This is a genomic window from Variovorax paradoxus, assembly GCF_009498455.1.
Lineage (GTDB): Bacteria > Pseudomonadota > Gammaproteobacteria > Burkholderiales > Burkholderiaceae_C > Variovorax > Variovorax paradoxus_H.
Window position 1 is genome coordinate 3,242,966 of record NZ_CP045644.1, and the last position, 23,609, is coordinate 3,266,574.

At 64.5% G+C, this 23,609-nt stretch carries 23 protein-coding genes; 13 read left to right on the forward strand and 10 right to left on the reverse strand.

Going from position 1 to position 23,609, the window contains the following annotated elements; all coding sequences use genetic code 11:
* Positions 1 to 423 precede the first annotated feature (423 nt).
* The 6 genes from GFK26_RS34685 (at position 424) to GFK26_RS14915 (ending at position 6,842) form a co-directional block, all read left to right on the forward strand.
* The gene (locus GFK26_RS34685; RefSeq protein WP_416222569.1) at positions 424 to 576 is read left to right on the forward strand and encodes a hypothetical protein; all 153 of its coding nucleotides are present in this window, start codon (positions 424 to 426) and stop codon (positions 574 to 576) included.
* Between the two features lie 124 nt (positions 577 to 700).
* A complete protein-coding gene (locus GFK26_RS14895) occupies positions 701 to 1,759 on the forward strand; it encodes a phage/plasmid replication protein, II/X family (RefSeq protein WP_153282611.1) in 1,059 nt (352 codons plus the stop codon).
* Positions 1,760 to 2,023: 264 nt separating this feature from the next.
* On the forward strand, positions 2,024 to 2,791 hold the full coding sequence (locus GFK26_RS14900; protein ID WP_153282612.1) for a hypothetical protein: 768 nt from the start codon (positions 2,024 to 2,026) through the stop codon (positions 2,789 to 2,791).
* A gap of 198 nt (positions 2,792 to 2,989) precedes the next feature.
* Positions 2,990 to 3,658: a hypothetical protein gene (locus GFK26_RS14905; RefSeq protein WP_153282613.1), complete on the forward strand. Its 669-nt coding sequence runs from the start codon at positions 2,990 to 2,992 to the stop codon at positions 3,656 to 3,658.
* A gap of 524 nt (positions 3,659 to 4,182) precedes the next feature.
* Positions 4,183 to 5,760, forward strand: coding sequence for a hypothetical protein (locus GFK26_RS14910; protein ID WP_153282614.1), 1,578 nt, complete (start codon positions 4,183 to 4,185; stop codon positions 5,758 to 5,760).
* The gene (locus GFK26_RS14915) at positions 5,757 to 6,842 is read left to right on the forward strand and encodes a hypothetical protein (RefSeq protein WP_153282615.1); all 1,086 of its coding nucleotides are present in this window, start codon (positions 5,757 to 5,759) and stop codon (positions 6,840 to 6,842) included. Before GFK26_RS14910 ends, GFK26_RS14915 begins: the two co-directional genes overlap by 4 nt.
* 330 nt (positions 6,843 to 7,172) lie before the next feature.
* Here GFK26_RS14915 and GFK26_RS14920 read toward each other — a convergent pair whose 3' ends face one another.
* From GFK26_RS14920 to GFK26_RS14955, 8 genes are all read right to left on the reverse strand, one after another.
* Positions 7,173 to 7,682 carry a MarR family winged helix-turn-helix transcriptional regulator gene (locus tag GFK26_RS14920; protein WP_228122016.1) on the reverse strand — a complete coding sequence of 170 codons (510 nt, stop codon included), beginning with the start codon at positions 7,680 to 7,682 and terminating at the stop codon, positions 7,173 to 7,175.
* Between the two features lie 149 nt (positions 7,683 to 7,831).
* Positions 7,832 to 8,947, reverse strand: a complete 1,116-nt coding sequence (locus GFK26_RS14925) for an aromatic ring-hydroxylating dioxygenase subunit alpha (RefSeq protein WP_153282617.1) — start codon at positions 8,945 to 8,947, stop codon at positions 7,832 to 7,834.
* 29 nt (positions 8,948 to 8,976) lie between these two features.
* The gene (locus tag GFK26_RS14930; protein WP_416222556.1) at positions 8,977 to 9,933 is read right to left on the reverse strand and encodes a PDR/VanB family oxidoreductase; all 957 of its coding nucleotides are present in this window, start codon (positions 9,931 to 9,933) and stop codon (positions 8,977 to 8,979) included.
* Positions 9,934 to 9,958: 25 nt separating this feature from the next.
* Complete coding sequence (locus tag GFK26_RS14935) at positions 9,959 to 10,672, reverse strand: ABC transporter ATP-binding protein (RefSeq protein ID WP_153282619.1); 714 nt, start codon at positions 10,670 to 10,672, stop codon at positions 9,959 to 9,961.
* 1 nt (position 10,673) lies between these two features.
* Positions 10,674 to 11,414: an ABC transporter ATP-binding protein gene (locus GFK26_RS14940; RefSeq protein WP_153282620.1), complete on the reverse strand. Its 741-nt coding sequence runs from the start codon at positions 11,412 to 11,414 to the stop codon at positions 10,674 to 10,676.
* On the reverse strand, positions 11,411 to 12,403 hold the full coding sequence (locus GFK26_RS14945; protein ID WP_194274082.1) for a branched-chain amino acid ABC transporter permease: 993 nt from the start codon (positions 12,401 to 12,403) through the stop codon (positions 11,411 to 11,413). Before GFK26_RS14945 ends, GFK26_RS14940 begins: the two co-directional genes overlap by 4 nt.
* Positions 12,404 to 12,408: 5 nt before the next feature.
* The gene (locus tag GFK26_RS14950) at positions 12,409 to 13,266 is read right to left on the reverse strand and encodes a branched-chain amino acid ABC transporter permease (RefSeq protein ID WP_095946463.1); all 858 of its coding nucleotides are present in this window, start codon (positions 13,264 to 13,266) and stop codon (positions 12,409 to 12,411) included.
* A gap of 33 nt (positions 13,267 to 13,299) precedes the next feature.
* Positions 13,300 to 14,478: an ABC transporter substrate-binding protein gene (locus GFK26_RS14955; protein WP_153282622.1), complete on the reverse strand. Its 1,179-nt coding sequence runs from the start codon at positions 14,476 to 14,478 to the stop codon at positions 13,300 to 13,302.
* 182 nt (positions 14,479 to 14,660) lie between these two features.
* Here GFK26_RS14955 and GFK26_RS14960 point away from each other — a divergent pair, with 182 nt between their 5' ends.
* From GFK26_RS14960 to GFK26_RS14970, 3 genes are all read left to right on the forward strand, one after another.
* Positions 14,661 to 15,467, forward strand: coding sequence for a helix-turn-helix transcriptional regulator (locus GFK26_RS14960; protein ID WP_153282623.1), 807 nt, complete (start codon positions 14,661 to 14,663; stop codon positions 15,465 to 15,467).
* Between the two features lie 92 nt (positions 15,468 to 15,559).
* The gene (locus tag GFK26_RS14965) at positions 15,560 to 16,597 is read left to right on the forward strand and encodes an aromatic ring-hydroxylating dioxygenase subunit alpha (RefSeq protein WP_153282624.1); all 1,038 of its coding nucleotides are present in this window, start codon (positions 15,560 to 15,562) and stop codon (positions 16,595 to 16,597) included.
* 31 nt (positions 16,598 to 16,628) lie between these two features.
* Complete coding sequence (locus tag GFK26_RS14970) at positions 16,629 to 17,609, forward strand: Bug family tripartite tricarboxylate transporter substrate binding protein (protein WP_153282625.1); 981 nt, start codon at positions 16,629 to 16,631, stop codon at positions 17,607 to 17,609.
* A gap of 457 nt (positions 17,610 to 18,066) precedes the next feature.
* On the opposite strand, the gene GFK26_RS14975 is transcribed toward GFK26_RS14970, so the two are convergent.
* Positions 18,067 to 18,999 (reverse strand): LysR substrate-binding domain-containing protein, encoded by a 933-nt coding sequence (locus tag GFK26_RS14975; protein WP_153282626.1) that lies wholly within the window; start codon positions 18,997 to 18,999, stop codon positions 18,067 to 18,069.
* Between the two features lie 164 nt (positions 19,000 to 19,163).
* Between GFK26_RS14975 and GFK26_RS14980 the strand changes: the two genes are divergently transcribed.
* Positions 19,164 to 20,153 carry a tripartite tricarboxylate transporter substrate binding protein gene (locus tag GFK26_RS14980; RefSeq protein ID WP_153282627.1) on the forward strand — a complete coding sequence of 330 codons (990 nt, stop codon included), beginning with the start codon at positions 19,164 to 19,166 and terminating at the stop codon, positions 20,151 to 20,153.
* Positions 20,154 to 20,157: 4 nt separating this feature from the next.
* Positions 20,158 to 21,453, forward strand: a complete 1,296-nt coding sequence (locus GFK26_RS14985; RefSeq protein WP_153282628.1) for a hypothetical protein — start codon at positions 20,158 to 20,160, stop codon at positions 21,451 to 21,453.
* Positions 21,454 to 21,508: 55 nt separating this feature from the next.
* On the opposite strand, the gene GFK26_RS34255 is transcribed toward GFK26_RS14985, so the two are convergent.
* The gene (locus GFK26_RS34255) at positions 21,509 to 22,021 is read right to left on the reverse strand and encodes a tripartite tricarboxylate transporter substrate-binding protein (RefSeq protein WP_228122017.1); all 513 of its coding nucleotides are present in this window, start codon (positions 22,019 to 22,021) and stop codon (positions 21,509 to 21,511) included.
* Here GFK26_RS34255 and GFK26_RS34260 point away from each other — a divergent pair.
* Both GFK26_RS34260 and GFK26_RS14995 read left to right on the forward strand, forming a co-directional pair.
* Positions 21,932 to 22,411 (forward strand): hypothetical protein, encoded by a 480-nt coding sequence (locus GFK26_RS34260; RefSeq protein ID WP_228122018.1) that lies wholly within the window; start codon positions 21,932 to 21,934, stop codon positions 22,409 to 22,411. The genes GFK26_RS34255 and GFK26_RS34260 overlap by 90 nt on opposite strands.
* A gap of 34 nt (positions 22,412 to 22,445) precedes the next feature.
* Complete coding sequence (locus tag GFK26_RS14995) at positions 22,446 to 23,435, forward strand: Bug family tripartite tricarboxylate transporter substrate binding protein (protein ID WP_153282630.1); 990 nt, start codon at positions 22,446 to 22,448, stop codon at positions 23,433 to 23,435.
* Positions 23,436 to 23,609 lie beyond the last annotated feature (174 nt).

The following is a 23,609-nucleotide window of genomic DNA, read 5'->3' on the forward strand; positions in this document are numbered from 1 at the left end:
CGAAATGCGCTGACGTGGTTGCGCGCGCGTTCGATGCGCGCCGAAATCACCATCCGTTTTCAACGCGAATCGCACACGCTGGTCGCATCCCACGAGCGCAAGGCACGCTGCGAACACCGATGTGATCGCAGCGCGTGCGCACAGCGTTGTGCCCGATCTCGCACGCGAAATTCGAGAGCGTCGAAGGCGCTGCGAGTGGGTCAAAAAATAAATCTGCGTTTCGGAACCTCAAACTGTAAATGGGGCGTGCTCCGAATTTCGGTGCGCACAAGAAGGTTTGAAATGAACGCAAATGAAATCGCAATTCCATCTGGCCCAACCGCTCCTGGCGGAACATCGCAGCACGAAGGGCTCCCGCCGTACCTGACCATTCGGCAGGTGAGCTCCGTGACGACGCTCGCGCGCAGCTCGATCTACAACCGCATGAGCGACGCGAAAGATCCGCTTCCTCGCCCCTTGCGCGCTGGGCGTCGCGTGATGTGGAGCAGGGACGAGGTACTCCGGTACATGAAAGAGCGCTCGCGCGAGCGAGATCGTGCGGTGGCACGTCGGCAGGCCGGACCCGACCTCTCGTAATACAGCGCATCCGTGCGTATGCGTACATGCGTACATGCGTGTATGCCAGTACCAATACACGCATACGCAACGAGTACACGCATGCAATCAGTACAGATCAATCCAGAGATACGAATAGATCATCATGAAGAAGAATGCAGACATTGATAGTGCGAAGGCAAAGAGATTCCAGTCTTCGTTGTTCGATACGGTGAAGGTCAAAGTGCGGGTGAAGCACGAGAACCTCTACCTGCTGCGGCAGCAGCATCCAAAGCGCATCTTTCACAACGATGGGCACTACAAGGTGCGCGGAAAACACAAGGGCACGTTCGCCACCATCGACAACGCCGACGGAGGCGAGGCACTGTACATCGAGGCCTCAATGCCGCGGTTCCTCACGGGCCAGAACCTCGTCGGACACGAAGACCTGATGGCAGGTGCAATCGAGATGATCGGCGCGGTGCTGCGCCGTGCTCGGATCAGCCCGACGACCGAGGAGCAGCAAGCCTACCGTGCCGGTGACTTCGAGTTGCTGCGCGTCGACTACGCCAACCACCTTTGGTGTGGGTCGGCGAGGCGAGCCCAATACTTCATGGCCGCGCTGCGGCGCCACACTGTCGCCAGGTCCCAGGACTACACGGCGTACAAGAAGGAAACGCTGTATTGGCGGCAGCACTCGTCGCGCCAGACCCTGAAGGCGTACGACAAGGGCAGGCAGATCGCGAAGAAGCCGATGGGACCCCGTGTGTACGCGGCCGCTGCGCTGACAAAGAGGGCCGCTGGGTTGATCCGGTTTGAACTCACGCTGCGCGCCGACGAACTGAAGCGGCTGGGGCTGCGTGATCCCTCCGCGTGGACGGCCGACGTAGCCCGTCGCATGCTCGACGAGAAGGTGAGGGAGGTGTTGCCCACCGAAGGCCGTGTGCCGAATGAGGTGCTGTTTGGCAAGCTCTCCCGGAGCTTGCGCCAGCGGCTGGAGCTGTGGCTGCGCGGTGGGACCAACGCCTTTACCGACTACCCGGGCTCGTTCGCCAAGAGCAAGAAGGAGGTGATGGAGAAGACCGGCATCGACATCATGTCCGTAGCGACGCCGGCGCAGCAGGCGCGCGCGTTCTGCACGTTGCGCGAGATGTTCGACGAAGGGTGGGGCTACCAGTGCTGGAAGGAGAAGTGGGAGAAGATGAAGAGGGGGAAGAAGGAGTAGGGGAGTCTGTGGCGGTGAGGAGGGCGACGACGAGGACAACGGCGGGAGGTGGGGCTTCGCCGCCTCCTGTCCGCGCTGCTCCCGTTCGTCGTTGCCTTCCCACTTCATGCCTTGTCCGGTGCTGGCGCGCGCAACTGAGAAACGGCGCGGGGCGCGGAGTTGTGCGCGCTGTTCCGCTTCTGCGCGGGCTTGCCCGTGCGTTTGCCTACCAATTTGTGCCAAGCTCGCGCGATTTGCACAACAGGAGGACAAGTGAGCGCGGGAATGATGTACATCGCCAACTCGTTCAAGACGGTTGCTAGGACGCAAAGAGAACGGGGACGCTGGCCAGTAGACAACGATCCGCACTTCTGGTCGTCGCCGCCGACTTGGGGGATCTGCCGCCCGGACCTGAGGAAGAAGGCGGCGCGCGGACAAACCATCTTCTTCGTGCTTTCCAAACACGCGCAGCACCCGCAGATGATCTTCGGCTACATGAAGATCGAAGAGGTTGTGAGTCACTTGGCCGCATACCGCAAGCTGCCAGAGAAGCGTATGCGAGGGCTATGGCCTGACGGGAACATCATCGTGAATGCGGCCGGGGGCTACAACAGTCGGGATGGGGGCGTGCACGAGCACAACTTCCGAAAGATTCGCAGCAGGTACGCGGTTGGTGATCCGGCGGTATCACGATTCCTGACGCCGCAGCAGATCGCGGCGAAGGCACCGCAGTTCTTGGCCATCCTCAAGCAGATGTTCGGTGGAACGGGCGACCGCGCCATCGACTACATCTCGCGCGCGGGCAGGCAGGCGCTGACAGCGGAGCAGGTACAGGCGCTGAAGCGTTGGATCGACAGCGGGCTGCCGGACCACGACAGAGGCTTCGGCGGCGAAGAGGAGGCGCAGCCACACCGGGTGGTACGGCGCCGTTGCCAGCCTTCCATCTGCGTGCCAATGGGAGGTTGCGCGCCAACTACGTGTAGTCCAGGAAGCTGCGGTCTGCAGCTCGTCGGGCCAACGCCCCGCTGCTCACCGTGCGTGTGCCGCGCCTAGCCCCACGCCGGGGCCGCTTCAGAGGCTAGCGACTTTCATGCGCGTGCGCGTTGGCATGGCACGTCGATGCCTGCGCGGATCAAGGATCGGGAACGGGGCTCGCACCAGTGTTTAGTTTCATGCGCGCCCAACGGCAGCGAGTTTGATCGCGTGCCGCACCAGAGTCCGCGATACCTCGATCCGATTGGAGCCCTCTTCATGTCAATGTTTATCCGAGTTGCTAGCGTCTGCGATGCGCTGGAAGCGCTGTTGCCCCGGCTCTCCGTTCAGGCGGGGGAGGCCGCGCGAGCGCTACTCGCTGCAACCAGCTGCGAGGCGCGGTGCTTGTGCTTGGTGCCCATCCGGGAGGGATGCCTGACGGAGCTGTGGGCGCACTACATCTACGCGGCGGACACCTGTGAGCCGTCGAGCGTCGCAGGCGCCGATCACGATCACGGCGAAGTGGGCGCGGCGCCGGCCGCAGGCTGGATAGTGTTTCCTGGCCCCGAGGCCAAGGCGGCACAAGTACGCAGGCTTGCTCAGATTGTGGATGCCTTTCACTTCTTCGCGCCTCTGGGTGACGTGGCGGCGGAGTTGGTTGACACCGACAGGCAACTCGCCCGCACGCTCGCGGCGATTCGCCGCATTCGATCCACTCCGACAGATGAGCTGCATGGGGAAGTACTCGCACTAATCCCGCCCGCCAGCTTCAAGGCGCCTGCGCCGGGCTTCATCCGCATCGACGACCCCATGCCACCCCGGCCGCAGGGGTACCCACGGTATCGAGTCAACACGGCGCTACTGCCGAACTCCCTGTTTATGGTTCTTCATCCCCCAGGCGCAAAGGTTGAGGTTGATGCGATGTTCGGGATCATCGGCCACCTCTAGACGGCAGCGGCTTGCCCGCGCTAACCCGCTATAAGCAGGCATTTACGTGGGTTAAGGTTTGCTGAAAAGTTGGCAATAGCGCCGCCGGGTGGCTGGCGGCCTGTGGGGCGGTACGTGCTACATACCCGGACGTGAACGAAGCTTGGGGCAGAGTGAGAAAAGATCTGCGTCATGCAACGACAAACTCCGAGTGCCTGCTTCTGACTGTCAGCGGCAGTTCAAGGTTGCCGTGCGACCGACTGCTCGGTGCGCACAGCAGTCGTTCATCGTGCCGATCCGACTGCCCGAAACCTGACATTCTGGGCTGGCTGCATAGGCCTCCTCCAAGATCGCATCAGCGCAGCACCAGACAGAGCCTGCCCAGCACTACTGACTGAGTGTCCTCGACGCGCCGAGACGTCGGCCAGCCAGTTCCTGAGTGGAGGGACATCCGCAACGTCAAGTCGATCTCCGCTGCCGACTATTGCAAGAATGCCACATGCGACATAAAATGTAACAGAAAGCATCTAACAATGGAGGAGGTCATGGCAGAAAGCATCCGTACCCAGGGTGATACCGTGTGGATTAATGACGAGACCGAGCGGCTCATTCGCATCATCGAATCAAGCTCGCCGTCACATGACAACGCCAAAGTCCTAGATGACCTCCAGGCGTCGCTGCTGAACACACTGATCGGCCCGTTCGGGCTTTCGGCGGACCTGCTCGCAGATGTCGATGGCGGCAACGTGACCACGCTCAGCAATTTCGAGAAGGGAGTCACCGCCAACGCAGACGACGCTGCGCGTCGCCAGGCCTACCAGAACGCACAGACCGAAAAGTTTGACCGCAAGGACTACGACGCAGCGCGCAAGAAGGCCGAGAAACGGAAAGAGTTCTTTCAGGAAGAAGCGCCGCCAGTTGATGCGTACACCGGCAAAGAACTTCCTCGCAACGGCCAGGCGCACCGCGACCACGTCGTCTCAGCATCCGAAATCGAGCGCTCCTCGAAAGGAAATTTCGCTCAGACGCGCGATGAGCGGGTCAACACGGCCACCCATGAAAACAATCTCGTGTGGGCGGACGGGCGGATGAACCAGTCAAAAAGTGACCACAAGCTGGAGGACTGGGCAGACAAGCCGAGCTCCAAGGATCGTTCGGTTAAGAACGCCGAAGCCTTTGAGGTGGACCGCGAAAAGATGGACGAGGTGGACGCCAAGGCTCGCGAGGCCGTCGATCGAATTCAAGACCGCGCCGTTCTCAAGAAGAACGCTCAGGACCTTGCATTGCAGGGCGGGATCGAGGCCGGCAAGGTCGCACTTCGCCAGATTGTCGGATTGGCGCTTCGCAGCTTGCTCAAGGGCGTAGTCTCAGACATTCGTCAGCTTGCGCGAGACGGGCTTCGCGACATTCAAAAGATCAAGTCCGTCCTCACAGCCCGCGCAAAGGCCGTGATCGAAGAGATGAAGACCAAGTGGGCGGAATTCCTCAAAGAGGGCTTGGCCTCGGCCGTCTCCGGACTGCTCTCCAGCTTGGCAACCTTTCTCATCAACTCGTTTATCACGACCGTCAGCAATGTGGTCACGATCATTCGTGAAACGGTCGTTGCGCTTGTTCGTGCACTCAAGGTCGTCGTAGCGCCTGAGCCCGGTATGACGAAGTCTGAAATCGCGCGTGACGTACTAGCCATCATCGGTGGCGCCGCAGCCACCGTGATTGGCATCGGTGCTCAAGAAGCCATTGCCAAGATGCTTCAGACGCTCCCCCTACTCGCTCCCTTTGCTAACGAACTGGCTACGGTGATCTCCGGCGCGCTGGTAAGCGTGGGCGGCATCATTCTGCTCCTTGCCTTCGACCATCTGAAATCGAGTCTGGCATTTCGGAACAAGAAATTTGCCGACGTGCAACGCAGCAATCAAGTCACGCTCTTGAGCATGCGGCGCACGTGCTTCATGCTGGACGCATCCGAAGAGCTGATGACAAGAGCGAACGCCGAGCTTCGTCTCAGCGTCCAAACTCACACGGCGGAGCGGCAAGTCCGCGGGGCAGCCCTCGATACGTCCATCGCGGCCTACGGCAACGAAGTCGATGGTCTCGAGCAACTGCTGAAGTCGATCAAGAAATGACAGCCCTGATCCAATTAAAGCCGCCGAAAACGATAGCGCCCGCAGGCCAAGCTTCACGTCTCTTGGGCCTCGTCAAAGAGATAGAGAAAGCCGCCAAGGAAGCCAATTTCAAGGTCGCTGAAATTGAAAGCCGCGGCTTCTTCAAGAACTTGGTCACCAGCAGCCGCGATGACCTAGTCTCCACCGCCAAGTCGCAGAGCCGTATCAACGACTTGCTAGTTCGCCTAAACCAAGAGGTCCTTGCGCTCAACACGTTGGGATACGTGTACCTCGCCAGCGTTTTTGCCGAGTTCGAACGTCAGATCAACGAAGGCGTGAGAGACAGCGATGGCAAGATTCACGTGCTCTCGGAAAGTGGAAAGCGAGTTGCGAGCGCGGCCAAGGAGATGTTCAGCGCAATTCTCGATTCATCGCGTTCGACACAAGAAAAAATCGACGCGACTGCGGAAGCGGCGGATGCTCTTCGAGCGGACGTTGACCGCCTGACTGAGGGCGCACTTGCTCACTCGGAACTCATCGACGGTCTTCAAGTCGACAGCTCAACACTGCTGGAGCGCTCAGAGCGCCTGGGTGCGCTTGCCGTGCAGCAACACGGGTCGATTGAGCAACTTGCCTCCCGCGTAGAAGAAGACAGGCTGCGGGCCTCGGAAAGTGACAGCCGCATCGCGCAGACGCTCCGAAGGCTGGAGAGCGAATTTGAGCATGTCGCCGCGAGCACTGTTGCACTCCAAGATCGGACGCACTCACTTCTGGAGGCTACGTCCCGGGCGCAGGCAAGCTCAGAGGAGCATCGAGCGCTTGCCGCAGAACATTCAGAGGCGATCGTGAGGGCCGCGGAGTCTGTTCGCAAGCTCATCGCATTCGAGGGTGAGACCACGACCCAACTAGAGTTCCTGTTGAAGAGCTACAGGGGCGTCGAGCACGACGTTCCGACGCTGGCTGCACAGATGGTGAAGATGACGGCAAGCCAAGCTAACGAGAAGTCGCAGCTTCTACGGGCGATCTGGGCGCTAGGAGCTATCGTTGCTGCGCTGACAGCTTTCTGTAGCGTTCTCGCCCTCAAAACCTGGCAAATTTTGTAGAAATCAAGCGCAGGTCTGCGGTCTAGGGGAAGGCGTCCGAGAGCTGCCGTTCACCGGGGGCCGCTCCCGGCCGATAGACGCCGATCGCGCGCATCGTGCAAACGTCGGCAACCGCTGCATTGCGGTCGTACGGTCCGACTGCCGCATGTTCTAGTCGCCCCTCTTACAGCAGCACAGCATTCTTGCGAAACACGGTGCTGATCGTATTTGGTGACATGAACACGATGGCTGTCATGGAAGCGCTACGCTTGATATCCAGGAACGTGGTCATGAACTCCTAACCGGCGTTTCCTCTTGCAAAAACACCCAAATGGGGGGCGAAGAGAGTGTTCAGGACTCGGAATCCTTGGGTCCTCGCCGCTGCAATGCGTGAGGGTGGTGCCGGCTGAAATGATCGCGGGTGGCGGCCTCGACCGCCGGCAGGTTTTCGTGCAGGCGTCGCAGCAGGTCCAGCAGCACCTTGCGCTCGGCCGCCGACAGGACCGACAGGAAGGCCCGCTCGCGTTCCATGGCGATGTCCCGGATCTGGTCGTGCACGGCGCGGCCGGCCGGCGTCAGCGTCGCGATGCGGGCGCGTCCGTCCTGAGGATCGAGACTGAGTTCGATGAAGCCGCGCGCCTGCATGGTCTTGAAGCAGCGGCTCATCGAGGCCTTGTCCATGCCGATGATGCCGCAGGCCTTCTGTGCCGAGATCGAGCCTTCGATGGCCAGCAACACCAGCACCCGCCAGCTCTCGATACCGACGTCGAAGGCTGCAAGGTACGCCTGCGAAGCGCCGCTCGACAGCTTGTTGGCGATCCAGGTGAGATAGGCGGGGGCGTAGTTGTCGAGATTGATCACATCACCTGCCGCGGGCTTGGAGGCGTTCTTTCGCGCGGAGGGGGTCTTGGTACGAGGCATCGGAAGAGAACCAGAGTTGCTGCCGCCACTGTAGCTTCCCTCGGTGGTCCGCGATGGTGCCGGCATTCACCATGGAAGGTGCTGTGGACTCACGGGCTGGCCGTGTTCTGGGCATCGGTGGGCTCGGCGGCCGCCTGCTTCCTGAGCAGTTCCGCCACGATGCGCCTGGCGCGGTTGGCTCCGGCATCGACGTGAATGTCGATCCAGTTCGCCTTGTCGCCGAACGCCCGCATGTTCCGGTACTGCGCCTCGATGACAGTGCGGTCTTCATCGAAGGTGAAGGCGGTTTGCTGGACCACGGCGTCGATGTTGTCGGGCATGTCGGGATGCTTGGTGCTGGCCATGCTCCAGAAGTAGTGGCAGGTCTCGTCGGTCTCGGGCGTGATGCCGTGAAAGCCGCGCATGTGGAAGCCGCCGCGATCGGGGTCGTCGATGGCATCCGTGCCCGGCTCGACTGCGCCGGTCCAGATCCGCAGGTGCGTCACGTCGAATTCGATCTCCTGCCAGCGCTCGCACTTGTCGCCGAAGGGCCAGGCCGCACGGTAGGTGGGCGGCGGCGCCGAGTCGGGCATCAGGCGCACGACCTTGACCTGCTCGCCTTCGGAGGTCACCTTCATCGGCGCGTTCATGTGCAGCTTGGCGTCGCCGCCGATGGTCTGCAGATGGACATAGCCCAGGTGGCTCAGGTCGAGCAGGTTGTCGTGGATCAGTTGCCACGGCGATTGGTAGTGGTAGTTGCCGCTGCCGAACTTGTATCGCGGATCGTCATGGAGCGGATAGTCCGGCGCCGTGCGCGTGGGCGGGGCCGCTTCGTCGCGGGGCATCCAGATCCAGATGATCTTGTTCTTCTCGACGACGTGATAGGCCTTCACCCTGGCCTTGGACGGAACCCGCTCCTGGCCGGGAATCTCGATGCACTGCCCGCTCGGCGCGTAGAGCAGGCCGTGGTAGCCGCACCGCACGCCGGCGCTTTCGACTGTTCCGCACGACAGCGGCAGCGAGCGATGGCAGCAACGGTCTTCCAATGCCGCGACCTGTCCTTCGCCGGTGCGAAACAGCACGACCTTCTGATTCAGGAAGGTGCGCGCGACGGGCTTGTCGGTGAGCTCGGACGAGAAGCCGGCCACGTACCACTGGTCGAGCGGAAAGCGGCGGATGTCTGCGTTGTCGGCGGCGTTCTTAATGGGGATGCAGGTCGTGGTCATCGGGGGTTCTCCTTGAAGGGGCGGGCGGATCAGAGGTCGAGCACCAGCAGCGGGGACAGGGCCCGGGAGCAGCAGGGCGTGAACTGGTCGTTGGCGGCGCGCTCGGCGTCGGTGAGAAAACTGTCGCGGTGGTCGGGCGTGCCTTCCAGCACGCGCGTCAGGCACGTCCCGCACACGCCGGCTTCGCAGGAGGTCGGCACTTCAACGCCATGCGCTGCCAGCACCTCGATGACTGTCTTGCCGGCGGGCACCTGGCAGCTCAGGCCCGTGCTCGCCACGCGAATCTCGAAGCTGCCGTCCGTCGCCAGGGCCGTGGCCACGCCGGCGAAATACTCGCGGTGCAGTTGCGCCTCGGGCCAGCCGAGCGCCCTGGCGGTTTCGAGGACGTGGTCCATGAAGCCATTCGGCCCGCACACGTACAGGTGCGTGTCGCCTGCGGGCTGCGACAGCACGTGCCGGGCGTCGAACTTCTGATCCGGCACGTCGTCGGCATGGAGGACGACGCGGCGCGCGAAAGGTGCGGACGCGAGCTCGTCGAGAAACGCCATCCGGCTTGCGCTGCGGCCGCAGTAGTGCATCTCGAAATCCCGGTCTTGCGCATGCAATGCGCGCGCCATGGCCAGGATGGGCGTCACGCCGATCCCGCCGGCCAGCAGCAGGCTGCGAGGCGCGTCGACCAGGGGAAAGTGATTGCGAGGAGCGCTCACGCGCAGCACGTCACCGGTCCGAACGCTGTCGTGCATGCCGGCCGATCCTCCACGGGAGGCCGGCTCCCGCAGCACCGCGATCCGATAGCGGCCGCGTTCGGCGGGATCGTTGCTCAGCGAGTACTGGCGGATCAAGCCGGGCGCCACATGCACATCGATGTGCGCCCCCGCCGAGAAGGCGGGCAAGACGAGGTCGTCCTGCGGCACGAGTTCGAAGCTGCACACGTCGTCGGCTTCTTCGACACGCCGGGCGACGCGCAGCATCAGTTCATTCGTCATGGTGTTCATCGCGGGGTTTGCGTCTTCAGTGCACGGCCATGCCGACCCAGCGCTCCAGCGTCTGGGAGTCGTCGAGCAGCGCCGAGGCGCTGCCGCTGTGGACGACGGCACCGTGGTCCAGGATGAGCGCGCGTTCGGCGTAGCCGAGTGCCTCGTCGACCTGTTGCTCGACGATCACGACAGCGATGCCGGTGCGCTCGCTCAGGTTGTGGAAGGCCTGGAGCAGCTCCAGGCGGATCAGCGGCGCGAGGCCTTCGAGCGGTTCGTCCAACAGCAGCAGAGAAGGCTGGCCCAGCAGTGCACGGGCGACCGAAAGCATCTGTTGCTCGCCGCCCGAAAGCTGGGCGCCGCCATTGCGGCGTCGCTCGGCGAGCCGGGGAAACAGCGTGTAGGCCTCGTCCAGTGCGCTGCGCGGGCGCCGCTTGAGCCCGGCCAGCAGGTTCTCCTCGACGGTCAGCGAAGGGAAGATGTCGCGGGTCTGCGGCACGTAGCCCAGGCCGAGGTCTGCACGCTGATGCGGTGCGAGCGCGCAGATGTCCTGGCCCCTGAACCTCATGCGGCCACTGCGCAGCGGCACCAATCCCATGATGGCGCGCAGCGCAGTGGTCTTGCCGACGCCGTTGCGTCCGACCATGGCCAGGCGCTCGCGCGCCGCCATCTCGAATGAAAGGCCATTGAGCACGGTCGTGGGGCCGTAGCCGGCCACCACGTCCTCGAGTTCGAGCAGGGATTTGGGCATTTCAGTTTCCCAGGTAGGCGGCCCGCACCTTGGGGTCGCGGCGGATGTCGTCGGGAGAGCCATCGGCCAGCACGGCCCCTTCGGCCAGCACCACGATCCGGTTGGCAAAGCGGAACACGAGGTCCATGTCGTGCTCGATGATCAGCACGGCCAGGTCGCCCGGCAGCGAATCCAGCGCGGCCAGCAGACGCTCGCCGTCGCCTTTGGGCACGCCGGCCATGGGTTCGTCGAGCAGGACGACCTGCGGTCGCAGCGCCAGCGCCAGTGCCATTTCGATCAGACGCTGCTCGCCATAGGCCAGGTCCTGCGTGGCCGTGGCCGCATGGGCGCGCAGGCCGAAGCGCGTCAGGATGCCTTGCGCCTCCGCCTGCAGGGCAGGGTAGGCATCGATGCTGCGCCACATGCGGCCGGTCATTCCTTCGCGTTCGAAAAGCGCGAGTTCGATCTGCCGCTGGACAGCGATGTGCGGCGCCAGCGTCGTTATCTGGAAGGTGCGAGCCAGGCCGGCGCGCACGCGCTTGGCCTGGCTCAGCTGCGTGACGTTCTGTCCGCGCAGCCAGATCTCGCCACTGTCGGACGCGAGGACACCGCTGATCTGGTTGACGAGCGTGGTCTTGCCCGCGCCGTTGGGGCCGATCAATGCCAGCCGGTCGCCGGCCTGCAGCGCGAACGACACATGGCGCGTCACGTGAAGCCCGCCGAAGCGGTTGTTCAGTGACTTGAGTTCGAGCAGTGCACTCATCGCGCACCTCCGCTGCGGCGGCGCAACCAGGCCCAGGCCTTGGCCGGCGACACCAGGACCACCAGCATGAGCAAGGCGCCCACCACGAACAGCCAGTGGTACGGGTTGATGGAGGCCGCCGTGTGATGCAGCACCGTGAAGACCGTGGCGCCGATCAGCGCGCCGGTGAGCCGCCCGGCGCCACCCAGGATGAGCATGACCAGCGCTTCGGCGGACAGCGCGAAGGAGAGGCTGTCCATGCCGACCACGGCATTGGTCTGCGCCGACAGGGCGCCGGCGGCGCCGGCCATCGCGCCGGCCACGGTGTACAGCACCCACAGCCGCGCGAACACCGGCGTGCCCAGTGCCGCCATGCGGGCGCGGTTCTCGTGGATGCCGCGCACGGCCAGGCCGAAAGGCGAGTCGACGATTCGCCGCGCGACGTAGAAAAGCACGGCCAGCACCACCAGTGCATAAAGCGCCGCGGCGCGGCCCTCGAGATCGAATTCGAAGCGCCCCAGCAGCGGCCCCATCACGAAGCCCGACAAGCCGTCGTCGCCGCCGGTCCAGTGCCGGGCCTTCTGCGCCAGGCTCAGCAGGATCTGCGAGATCGCGACAGTCAGCATCAGGAACGTGAAGCCCTGAAAGCGCAGCAGGAACGCGCCCGACAACACGGCCAAGCCCGCGCCGGCGGCGATGCCGACCGCCAGGCCGACCAGCGGGTCTGGATGGACCTGCAGCGCGAAGATGCCCGCTGCGTAGGCGCCCATGCCGAACAGTGCGGCGTGGCCCAGTGTGGCCAGGCCTGCGACGCCCACGACCAGGTCCAGCGACAGCACGAACAGCGCGGTGATGAAGATCCGCGTCATCAGGCCCAGCTGGTCCGGCAACAAGGTGCAGGCGACCATGCCGACCAGCAACACGCCGAGAGGCGCACGCCAGGCCGGCGCGCAGCGCGGTGCCGCGGCCTGGCCAGGTGCTGCGGCGAGCACCGGAGTGAGGGTTGTCATGGTGTTCATCGTTTCAGCAGACCGTTGGGACGCCAGGCCAGGAGCAGGGCCATCGCGACAAAGAAGAACAGGCTTCCCCATTCCGACGCGAGGTACTTGCTGGCGGTCTCGATGACGCCCAGCAGCACAGCCGCCAGCAGCGACCCGGTGATGGAGCCCATGCCGCCCACGGAGACGACCACCAGGACCAGCACGAGGTACTTGAGCGCGTAGTAGGGCTCCAGCGGCATCAGTTCGGCGCCGAGAATGCCGCCCAAGCCGGCCAGCGCGGCACCCGCGGCAAAGCTCGCGCATTGCACCGTGCGGATCGGGATGCCGAGCGACGACGCGGTGCCGCTGTGGTCGACCGCCGCGCGCAGCCAGATGCCGAAGCGGGTGCACGACACCGTCCACGCGGCCAGCGCCGCCACGGCACAGCCGGCACCGATCACCAGCAGGCGTTGCGCGGGCAGGGTGCGAAAGCCCAGGTCGACTGAGCCGGAAAGAAGCGGCGGCAGCGGAATCATCTGCACCTGCGGACCGACCAGGGCATTGGTCGTGGCAATCAGCACGAAGCTCAGGCCGATCGTGAACAGCACCTGCTCGAGTTCCTTTCGACGGTACAGGTGGCGCAGCACGAGCGCTTCGAGCAAACCACCCAGCAGCGCCGTCGCCAGGACCGCGGCGGGCACCGCCAGCCAGAAGCTCCACTGCGCCTCGCGTGTGAGCAGGGCCGCGCAGTAGCCACCGACCATGGCGAAGGCACCGTGGCTGAGGTTCACGAAGCGCATCAGGCCCAGCGTGACCGACAGGCCGACCGCAATGACGAACAGCACCATGCCGTAGGCCAGCCCGTCGATGAGGATGTTGAGTAAGGTGTTCACGGGAATGTCAGAAGAGACGCGTCGCGCGCGAACTCACTTCTCCAGCCCGAAGTCGGTCTGCGCACCGAAGCTTTGCAGCTCCTTGTTGACCAGCGCGTCGCCCGCCTTCTCGACCTTGCGCAGGTACACGTTCTGCGTGATGTGCCGCGTCTTGGGGTCGATGCTCACCGGCCCGCGCGGGCTTTCCCAGGCGAGCGCGCGCGCTGCAGCCATAGCCTTGGCGCCGTCCTTCTTGCCGCCGGTGGCCTCGATCATCTTGTGGATCACGTACATGCCATCCCAGGCGCCGACCGATGCGTAATTGGCGACCGCATTCGGGTCCTGCTTCTTGAGCGCGGCGACGAACTTCCTGTTTTCGGACGAGTCGTGCGCGCCCGCGTAGTGGAAGACCGTCGTCAAACCCAGCGCAGCATCGCCGAACTTCTGCAGGTCGTACTCGTCGGTCTCGGCCGAGCCGAGGAACTGCACGCCGGCCTTGGCCAGGCCGTTCTCGTTGTAGGCCTTGACGAACCCGAGGTTCGGCGGGCCGCCCGGCAAGAAGGTGTAGACGGCCTGTGCGCCACTGGCCTTGATGCGCTGCACGAAGGGGCCGAAGTCCGTGGTGGCGATCGGCATACGGATGCTCTCGACCACGGTGCCGCCTTGCTTGGTGAACTCGCTCTTGAAGGCTGTCTCGGCGTCGATGCCGGGCCCGTAGTCGGTGACGGCGGTCACGACCTTCTTCATGTTCTGCTTGGCCGCCCACTGCGCCGCAGGAACCGTGACCTGCCACAGCGTGTAGCTCGTGCGAACGAAGTACTCGGACTTCTCGGTGATGGCGGAGGTCGCAGCGTTGAAGATGACCGTCGGCGTGCGCGACTGCTGGATCAGCGGTGCCACGGCCATGGCATTGGGCGTGAACACGAAGCCGCCGAGGTAGTCGACCTTGTCCTTGACCAGCAGCTCCTGGACCAAAGTCTTGGTCAGGGCCGGGTTGGGGCCGCCCGTGTCGCGGTAGATGAACTCGACGTTCTGGCCGGCCAGCTTGCCGCCCTGGCTTGCGACATAGGCTTGCGCCGCTGCCTTGAACAGCGAGCCGTAGTGGGCGAACGGTCCCGAGAAGGGCCCGATGATGCCGACCTTCACGTTTTGCGCCATGGCCTGGGGGGCGGCGAGCGACAGCGCAGCCGAAGCGAAGAGCGCGCACGCAAGGGCGCGACGGTGGAATTTCATCGTGTGTCTCCAGTAGTGGTTCGTGCCCGAAATGCCGCCGCGCTGGACTGTTTCGGTGGCGCTATTTTGGTTGGAATGCCAACTAGTTGCAATATCAACTATCTGGTGTTTACCCGGAGCAAAACTTCGCTGAGGGCATTCACCCTGTTGATTCGTCAGCGGCTTGCCTATATTCCGCCGTGATGGCTTCAACCTGGCTGCTCGACAATCCGCCGGCAGGGCACATGCTCGATGCCGCTGCGGTCGCGCGTTTGCTGGACGCCGGCGACGGACGCGCGCCGGCGCTCGAGATGCTCGACTTCGTGAACCACGTGGTGCCTGTCGAATACATCTCGCTTGTCGAATACGTGGACGGCGTGCCGTCCCAGGTGGAAGGCCATTCGACGGGGCGCCACCAGAACATCACGGCAGAGTGCTTCTCGCTCTACAAGAGCCGATTCCGGCAGGCCGACGAGCTCACGCGCCTGGCGACGCGCAGGGTGGGAGAAGCTTCGGTGCACGCGCCCGTGACCGCGCTGCTGTACGACGTGGCGGACATTCCCGACGCGGGGTGGCGTGACCAGATCTTCGTGGGGCGGCAACTTACCGGCCGTTTGAGCTTTCTCTATGCGCCACTGCCGCGAACGCTGTTCGCGATCAACCTCTATCGCGACCAGCACGACGGCAAGTTCGAGGAAGCCGATGTGCAACGGCTGCTGGGGCTGGCGCCGATCCTCAAGAGCGCGCACCGCAACGCGCTCTTCGCGCATCTGGCATCGCCCGACACAAGTCTGCGTGGGCGCGAAATCGAACGCGCGCTCCAGCGCACGGCGCCGCTGCTCTCGCCCCGGGAGCGCGCAGTGTGTGCGCGGATCGCTTGCGGCATCGGCATCGATGGCATCGCGGCCGAGCTGTGCATCGCGGCGTCCACCGTCGCGACGCTGCGCAAGCGCGCCTACGCCAAGCTGGCGATCCACGGGCGCCAGCAGCTCCTGCGCTTCATTCACTAGCCGTCCGACCGCGCGGCGCGTTTGTCCCCTTCTGCGGGGACAGACGGCATGGCCCGCATTTCCTACAGTGCCTGGACTTTGTGGAGACAGGCATGTGGATACGAAATTGCTGGTACGTCATTGCGTGGGAACACGAAGTTCCCGCCGAGGGCATGTTCACGCGGCGCGTGCTCAACGATCCGATCCTCGTCTATCGAACCAGCGAGGGCGGGCTGGTCGCGATGCAGGACCGCTGTTGCCATCGACAGGCGCCTCTGTCGCGCGGACGCCGTGAAGGCGACTGCGTGCGCTGCGGCTACCACGGCCTCAAGTTCGATGCCGGCGGCGTCTGCGTGGAAGCGCCGGGCCTGGCGCGCATTCCCGTCAAGGCGCGCGTGCGGACCTATCCCGTGGTCTCGCACAACAAGTGGATCTTCGTCTGGATGGGGGACCCGGCCTTGGCCGATCGAGCCTTGCTGCCCGACAACTTTTCGTGTGACCATCCCGACTGGTTGTACAAGCCCGGCTACGTGCACTACGACACGCCTTATCTGCTGGTCTGCGACAACCTGCTCGATTTCTCGCACCTGAGCTATGTGCACGAAAGCACGCTCGGCGGCTCGACGGCGATCGCGCAGGCCATTCCCACCATCGAGCCGATACCCCGCGGCATCCGCGTCACGCGCCACGTTCCGGATGTGCCGCCGTCGCCATTCTGGCAATCGTTCCAGCGCTTCGATCGGAATGTCGATCGCTACTTCATCTACGACTTCGTGCTGCCCGGCACCTTGCTGATGCGATCGGGCGGCGCGCCCGTGGGCCAGGCGGAAGGCGGCCTGCGCGGCGGCGTGCAGCTTCACAGCTGCCAGACGCTGACGCCGGAAACCGAGACCACCACGCACTACTTCTTCCAGCAGTCCCATCGCAGCAGCATCGACGACCCGGCCGTGACCGACACGATCTATCGCGGGCTCGTGAGCGCCTTCGAAGAAGACCGCGAGACGATCACGGCCCAGCATCTCAACATCGACCCCGAGGTCCCGATGCTGTTGCTCGGAATGGACCAGGCGTTGGTCCGCTATCGCCGGCTGCTGCAGCAGGAGTTCGAGCGGGAGCGCAGCGCGCCTTCGCCGGTTCGCGAAGCCGCGTAGCCCTCGGCAACACACAAAAAAGGAGATCCCGATGCGCCGCACCTTCCTGGCATTGAGCCTGACGACCGTCCTCGCCACGTTGCCCCTTGCAGGCTTAGCCCAAGGCACGTTCCCGACCAAGCCCATCCGCATCGTCGTCACCGCGCAGGCCGGTGGCGCGAATGATTTCGTGGCGAGGCTCATCGGCGAGCGCGTGGCCAAGTCCCTGGGCCAGCCGGTCGTGGTCGACAACCGGGCGGGGGCCAACGGCGCCGTCGGCTTGGGGGAGGTCGCCCGTGCCGCGCCCGACGGCTACACGATCGCCGTCACCCTCGGCGACTCGCTGATCAACAACGTCGCGCTCTACAAGAGCCTTCCCTACGATCCGCAACGCGATTTCGTCTTTCTCACCCAGGTGGTCCGCAGTCCCGCCATCCTTTCCGCCAACCTGGAACTGGGTGTGAAGCACATGGACGACTTCCGGAGGCTGGCGGCAAAGCCGGGCCAGCAGCTGAGCTACGGCACGTGGGGGCCCGGCGGCCTGGGCCACCTGGCAGGAGAGGCGCTCAATCGCAAGCTCGATGCGCGCATGGTCCATGTGCCGCAGCGCGGCGAGGCGCCCGTGATGGCCGACCTGTTGAGCAACACCGTGAGCGTCGGCCTCACCTCGGCCGGTCTCGCCCGCCAGCATGTGCAGGCAGGCAAGGTCGTGCCGCTGGCGATCATGGGGCGCGAGCGCTCTGCCGTCCTGCCGCAGGTGCCAACGATGCGCGAACTCGGTTTCGACGATCCCTTGTTCGAAGCGGCGGTCTGGATCGCTTTTGTCGCGCCGGCGAAGACGCCGCCCGCGGTGGTCGAGCGATTGACCACGGCCTTGCGCGCCGCGGCCGCGATGCCCGACGTTCAGTCGAAGATGACCGAGCGCGGCCTCGAGATGCTCAACACGACGCCCGAGCAGTTCGCTCAAAACTACAAGCGGGACTTCGACGTGATCGTCAAGCGGATGGTGGAGTTCGGCATCGAGGCGCAGTAGGTTCTTTGTCGAGAAGTAGGCAGGTGTGTTGAGGCTGCTAAGGCCACTTCAGACTGGTTGCCGACGCCCAACGCGTTGGACCAGATGGGGACTGTGGGCGATAGCACCCATTCGCGCGAGGCCAAGGAATGTCGGCACTCGCTGCAGAGCGGCCGTCGGTTGCGGCGAGCATCTACTCGTTGCGACACCACGGTCACTGACAGCTGGGTGTCTACTTGCCTGTGGTGATCGTCGGCTATACAGCAAGGCGCATCGTTGGCGGGACGGGGGGGCAGCAATGCTTCGGTGGGGCATCCGTTGCCGCTGTGTTGCATCCCGGGGGCATCAAAACCGAACCCGACCGTCACCTTGGACAGGACATGATCACTGCGATGATTGCAGATCTCCAAAGCAAGGCTGCAGCCGCCAGTGAGCCGCATTTCGCGTTCAGGTCTCGGCAAGTGGCCCGACGTGCGCGTTAGGCGCCTTCCTTGGATACCTTGCGTGCGGTGGGCATCACGAACGCCTGGAAGTAGTTCCGCAACAGCGCGGTGAACTCCTCGGCGATGGTGGACGGCGCCGACTGTGGCGAGAACGCCATCGACACCTCCACGGGGCAACGCGGCGACAGCGGAAGAATCTTCAGGTCGCGTGCGAACACGGAAGCCACGTAGGGGTTGACGATGCCCACGCCGGTGCCCTGCGCAGCCATCATGCAGATGGTGACCGAATAGGTCGTCTCGACCGTGGTGGCGCATTCGATGCGGTGCTGCTGCAGCGTGCGCAGGAACTGCTGGTGGATCTCGTCGTCGGCATTGAGCGTGAGCAGCACCTGGTGCTTCAGGTCGCGCACATGGATGCCGTCGCGGTGCGCCAGCGCATGCCCGGGATGCACGACGCACACCGCGCTGGCCTTGTGCAGCGAGACCGCTTCGAGCTGCGGGTCGTGAAAAGCGGCGGTGCTGAGCGCGACGTCGTACAGGCCGTAGAGCAGGCCTTCGCGCAAGGCATGCGTGCCGACGGTCTGCAGGTTGACGTGTACCTCGGGGTGCAGCCGAGAGAACGCATGGATCACGCCGGGCATGACGCTGAGACCGAGCGCCGGCGTGCAGCCCACGCGCAGCGACCCTGCGCCCGACTTGCGCAGCACCGCCACGCTTTGCTCGATGCGGTCCAGGCCGAGGAAGTGGCGCTGCACCGTGTCGAACAGCTGGCGCGCCTCGTGCGTGGGGCGCAGCCGCCCCTTGTGGATGTCGAACAGCTTGAGCCCGGTGGCATGCTGGATCTGCGAGAGCAGGCGGCTGACGGACGGCTGCGTGGTGTGGAGCAGGGCCGCCGCGGCGGTGGTGGTGCCGGTCTGCATCACGGCGCGAAAGGCCTCGATCTGGCGGAAGTTCAATGGTCGCGACATTCGGGGGGCTCCTGGGGCTGCACGGCGCAAGGCAGAAAGCATGGCATATCTTTTCTGCATAGCCTGTGAATGAAAATGAATTTTTCAGAATGATGCTGCGTTCCTAGACTGCGCCCTATCCACCCTCTCCATCGCGCCGTCGCGGCGCACAGCAAGGAAGACGCATGACACAGCAATGGCCCCGCAGGGCCGCCGGCCTCGGCCTTCTCGCACTGGCCCTGGGCGTCGCTTCGATGTCGCAGGCATCGCCGCCGCAGGCCTACCCCGACCGGATGATCCGGCTCGTGGTGCCCTTCACCGCCGGCGGCAGTTCCGACGTGCAGGCCCGCATGCTGGCCGACCGGCTGGGCAAGCTGTACAAGCAGTCGGTGGTGGTCGACAACAAGCCCGGCGCAGGCGGGCACATCGGCGGCAAGTTCGTGGCCGACGCACCGGCCGACGGCTACACGCTGCTGCTCGGCTCGATCGGTCTGCATGCGACCTACGGCGTGTTCAAGAAGCTGAGCTACGACCCCGCGACCGACCTGAAGGTGGTCACGGTGCTGGCCGAGATGCCGCACGTCGTGGTGGCGAACCCCGCGCTGCCCGCCAACGACCTGAAGCAGCTGGTGGCGCTGGCGCGCAAACAGCCGGACACCCTCAACTTCGGTTCGGCCGGCGTGGGCTCGTCCGTGCACATGATCGGCGAGCTGTTCAAGCTCAGCGCCAACGCACCGATCGTGCACGTGCCCTACAAGGGCAGCACCGCCGCGCTGAACGACCTGCTGGCCGGGCAGATCCAGCTGATGTTCGAGAACCCGCCGACCACGCTGGCCCACATCCGCGGCGGCAAGCTCAAGGCGCTGGCCGTGACGGGCAAGGCCCGCCTGCCGGCGCTGCCCGAGGTGCCGACCGCGATCGAGTCCGGCTTCCCGGCCTTCGAGGCCACCTCATGGACCACCGTGGCGGTGAGCGCCAAGGTGCCCGACGCCATCGCGGACAAGCTCAATGCCGACATCCGCAAGATCGTCGCCGCGCCGGAGTTCCGCAAGGGGCTGTCGGAGCAGGGCATGACGCCGGTGGCGAACACGCGAGATGTCGCAACGAAGTTCATCGCCGCCGAGAAGCAGCGCTGGGACCAGGTGATCCAGCAAGGCCGCATTGCCGCGGAGTGAGCCCATGTCGTCGAACCAACTTCTCGAGCAACCCCGGCTGGCCTCCGCATCGGCACCCTGCCGCCGCGTGGGCGATGGCGCGCAGCACCATTTCTTCGGCTACTACAACAAGAGCGCCTGGGACCGCAGCGGGCGCTACCTGCTGGCGCAGCAGGTGCCCTGGATGGACGCCGAACTCACACCGACGGCCGCCGCCCGCATCGGCTACTTCGACCTGCAGGACAACGACCGCTTCCATGCGGTCGGCGACACCACGGCGTGGAACTGGCAGATGGGCAGCCAGCTGCAGTGGCTCGACGGCGCGCCGGGGCGACAGCTGATCTACAACAGCCGCACCGGCGATGCGCAGGCGTTCTACCCCGGCTTCGGTGCCACCGTGCTCGACGTCGACACCGGCGCCAGGCGCGTGCTGCCCTTGCCGATCTACGTGGTGGCGCCCGACAGCCGCTATGCACTGAGCGTGGATTACCGGCGCCTGTACATCACGCACCCGACCATCGGCTACAGCGAAGCCGGCGGGCCGTTCGACCTGCCGCTGGCACCAGCCGACGACGGCATCCATGCGACCGACCTGGCCACGGGCGCGGCGCGGCTGCTGTTGAGCTACCAGGACCTGCGCCAGTTTCATCCGCGCGCGTCGATGGACAAGGCGATCCACTGGGTGAGCCACATCGAGATCAACCCGTCGTCCTCGCGCGTGCTGTTCCTGCACCGCTGGACCGAACGCGTCGAGGACGAGACCTGCTTTCTGCACCGACTCCTCACGATGAACCCGGACGGCTCCGACCTGCGCCTGCTGGAGTGCTCCGACCACCCGCTGCCGCAGCTCGCCGACGGCTTCGACCCCACGGCCGTGGGCACCTTCGACTACGAGAAGTCCGAATACCAGATCTCGCACCCGCTGTGGCAGGACGACGACCACATCATCGTGTGGGGCCCGCACGCCGGAAAGATCCACTACCACCTGTACCGCGACCGCGTGGGCGGGGAGGTCCGCGTGATCGGCGACGGCGTGCTGGTGGAGAACGGCCACATGACCTTCTCGCCGGTGAACAAGCGCTGGTTGCTGAGCGACACCTACCCCGACGCACAGACGCACGAGCGCGTGCTGTTCCTGTTCGACATGGAAACCGGCCGTCGCCACGACCTGGGCAGCTTCTACGCCTCGCCTGAGCTGAGCAAGGAGAACCGGTGCGACCTGCATCCGCGCTGGCGCCGCGACGGCCAGCAGGTCTGCATCGACTCCGTGCACGCGTCGCAGCGGCAGATGTACATCGTGGACGTGTCCGCGATCGTGTGAGCCCGCGGCCCCATGCATGCCGATGGCTTCGCGCATGCACTGGCCTTGGCCTTCCCTAGATCTTGATGCCCGTCGTCCGGATGAGTTTGCCGAAGTACTCGTGGTCGCGCTGCATCGCCTGCGCGAACTCCGGGGCATCCAGGTAGGCGAAGCCGAGGTTGAGTTTGTCCAGGCCCTGGCGCAACGCCGGGTCGTCGGCCGTCTTGCGTGCCACCTGGCGCAACACTTCCACCACGGCAGGCGGTGTGGCCTTGTGCACCGCCAGGCCGCGCCAGGTTCCCAATGCCAGGTCGATCTTGCGTTCCTTGAACGTCGGCACGTTGCCGAAAGCCGGGATGCGCTGGTCGGCCATGATGCCGAGCATCTTGAGTTTGCCGCCCAGCACGTGCGGGCCGACTTCGGCCGGGCTCACGTCCAGCGCATCGATGTGTCCACCGAGCAATGCCACGACGGCGGGTGCCGCTCCCGAGTACGGGACATGGTTGAACTTGATGCCCGTCTTGTCTTCGACCAGCGCCTTGGCAGCTTCGAAGGCAAGGTTGACCGGTGGTTCCGCTACGACTTCCACGTTCCCGGTGTGCTGCTGCTCGATGCGGGCGTCAAGTCGGCCTCGACCCCCGACGACGACATGGCAGGCGCCCTGCAGTTCCACAGCTGCCAGGCCATCACGCCGGAGACTGCGAAGTCGACGCACTACTTCTTCATGCAGGCCCACAACTTCCGGCTTCACGATGCCGTGGTCACCGAGTCGATCGACCAGAGCCAGAAACGGGCCTTCATTGAGGACAAGCAGATCCTCGAGGCACAGCAGCGAATGATCGACAGCTCGCCCGAGTCGCCGATGGTCGCCATGGCGGCGGACGCCGGGCTCATGCAATACCGCCGGCTGCTTGGTGAGCTGATCGACCAGGAGAACAAGACGCACGCGGTCATTCCCCTGGTGCCGCTCGCGACCTGATGTTTCGCCGACCTGCAACAACCGGAGACCCTCTATGAATTTTCCCCGCTTCAGGCACGCAGCAGCCGCGGCGTTGCTCGCGACCACCAGTGCCATGGCCTGTGCCCAGAGTGCCCAGGGTGCCCACTTTCCTGCCAAGCCGATCACGATCGTTGTGCCCTTTCCCGCCGGTGGTGTGACCGATCAACTCGCACGCGGCATCGGCCAGAAAATGTCTGAGAGCCTCAAGGTCCCGGTCGTCGTGGACAACCGGCCCGGCGCCGGCGCGCAGATTGCCGCCAATGTCGTCAAGCAAGCGCCCGCCGATGGCTATACGCTCTTCATTGGTGACATCGGCTCCTTTGCACTCAACGGGAATCTGTATGCCAGGCTGAGCTACGACCCGCTGAAAGATTTCACGCCCCTCGCTCGCCTGGCCCTCGCGCCAGCGCTTCTGGTCGTCAATGCCGACAGCCCGTACAAGGCCGCCGCTGACCTGGTCTCAGCCGTGAAGACAAAGCCGGGTGGCGTGAGCATCGCGTCGCAGAGTACGGGCTCGGGCGGGCATCTGTTCGCGGAAATGCTGCGCGACAAGACCAAGGGCTCGGTCAACCATGTGCCGTACCGAGGCTCATCGCCCGCGTTGATCGATCTGGTCGGCAACCAGGTCGAGGTCTTCTTCGATCCCATGATCACGAGCGGCCCGTTCGTCAAGGACGGCAAGCTCAGGGCACTGGCGATTGGCGCTGACAAGCGCTCGTCCCAGTTCCCGAACGTGCCCACGCTGGCCGAAGTCGGCCTGGGTGACATCAATCTGGTGGCTTGGTTCGGAATGGCCGTCAAGACCGGAACCCCGCCGGCCGTGGTCTCGGTGCTCAGCAACGAGATCGTCAAGGCCATGCACTCGCCGGAGCTCAGCAGGAAGTTCACCGACCAGGGACTGGAGGTCGCACCGATGACGCATGCGCAGTTCGGCCCGTTCGTGAAGGACGAGATCGCGCGCTGGGGTCTGGTGATTAAGAACGCCAGCATCAAGCTCGAGTAGAACGATGCTGCAGCTGCGAGTCAGTCCGAAATCGATCGGGCGCCCGGCGGATGAAAACCTGGCGTCTGGATGATGATGCAAGAGATCGTTTTCCCAATCCCGAAATGAGGACGAGAGCGAGGGGCAGTCTATGGCCGGGCCTGCCTCACGTTTCAGCCAACTGCGCTTCAGCAT

Bases quoted from the DNA above. Each gene is read 5' to 3' on its own strand.
- GFK26_RS14985 (WP_153282628.1), top strand. From the start codon at position 20,158: ATGTCGTCGAACCAACTTCTCGAGCAACCCCGGCTGGCCTCCGCATCG.
- GFK26_RS14925 (WP_153282617.1), bottom strand. From the start codon at position 8,947: ATGACCACGACCTGCATCCCCATTAAGAACGCCGCCGACAACGCAGAC.
- GFK26_RS14955 (WP_153282622.1), bottom strand. From the start codon at position 14,478: ATGAAATTCCACCGTCGCGCCCTTGCGTGCGCGCTCTTCGCTTCGGCT.
- GFK26_RS14995 (WP_153282630.1), top strand. From the start codon at position 22,446: ATGAATTTTCCCCGCTTCAGGCACGCAGCAGCCGCGGCGTTGCTCGCG.
- GFK26_RS14935 (WP_153282619.1), bottom strand. From the start codon at position 10,672: ATGCCCAAATCCCTGCTCGAACTCGAGGACGTGGTGGCCGGCTACGGC.
- GFK26_RS14910 (WP_153282614.1), top strand. From the start codon at position 4,183: ATGGCAGAAAGCATCCGTACCCAGGGTGATACCGTGTGGATTAATGAC.
- GFK26_RS34685 (WP_416222569.1), top strand. From the start codon at position 424: ATGAGCGACGCGAAAGATCCGCTTCCTCGCCCCTTGCGCGCTGGGCGT.
- GFK26_RS14900 (WP_153282612.1), top strand. From the start codon at position 2,024: ATGATGTACATCGCCAACTCGTTCAAGACGGTTGCTAGGACGCAAAGA.
- GFK26_RS14915 (WP_153282615.1), top strand. From the start codon at position 5,757: ATGACAGCCCTGATCCAATTAAAGCCGCCGAAAACGATAGCGCCCGCA.
- GFK26_RS14905 (WP_153282613.1), top strand. From the start codon at position 2,990: ATGTCAATGTTTATCCGAGTTGCTAGCGTCTGCGATGCGCTGGAAGCG.
- GFK26_RS14940 (WP_153282620.1), bottom strand. From the start codon at position 11,414: ATGAGTGCACTGCTCGAACTCAAGTCACTGAACAACCGCTTCGGCGGG.
- GFK26_RS14975 (WP_153282626.1), bottom strand. From the start codon at position 18,999: ATGTCGCGACCATTGAACTTCCGCCAGATCGAGGCCTTTCGCGCCGTG.
- GFK26_RS34260 (WP_228122018.1), top strand. From the start codon at position 21,932: ATGGTTGAACTTGATGCCCGTCTTGTCTTCGACCAGCGCCTTGGCAGC.
- GFK26_RS14930 (WP_416222556.1), bottom strand. From the start codon at position 9,933: ATGACGAATGAACTGATGCTGCGCGTCGCCCGGCGTGTCGAAGAAGCC.
- GFK26_RS14965 (WP_153282624.1), top strand. From the start codon at position 15,560: ATGTGGATACGAAATTGCTGGTACGTCATTGCGTGGGAACACGAAGTT.
- GFK26_RS14945 (WP_194274082.1), bottom strand. From the start codon at position 12,403: ATGACAACCCTCACTCCGGTGCTCGCCGCAGCACCTGGCCAGGCCGCG.
- GFK26_RS14980 (WP_153282627.1), top strand. From the start codon at position 19,164: ATGACACAGCAATGGCCCCGCAGGGCCGCCGGCCTCGGCCTTCTCGCA.
- GFK26_RS14960 (WP_153282623.1), top strand. From the start codon at position 14,661: ATGGCTTCAACCTGGCTGCTCGACAATCCGCCGGCAGGGCACATGCTC.
- GFK26_RS14895 (WP_153282611.1), top strand. From the start codon at position 701: ATGAAGAAGAATGCAGACATTGATAGTGCGAAGGCAAAGAGATTCCAG.
- GFK26_RS14970 (WP_153282625.1), top strand. From the start codon at position 16,629: ATGCGCCGCACCTTCCTGGCATTGAGCCTGACGACCGTCCTCGCCACG.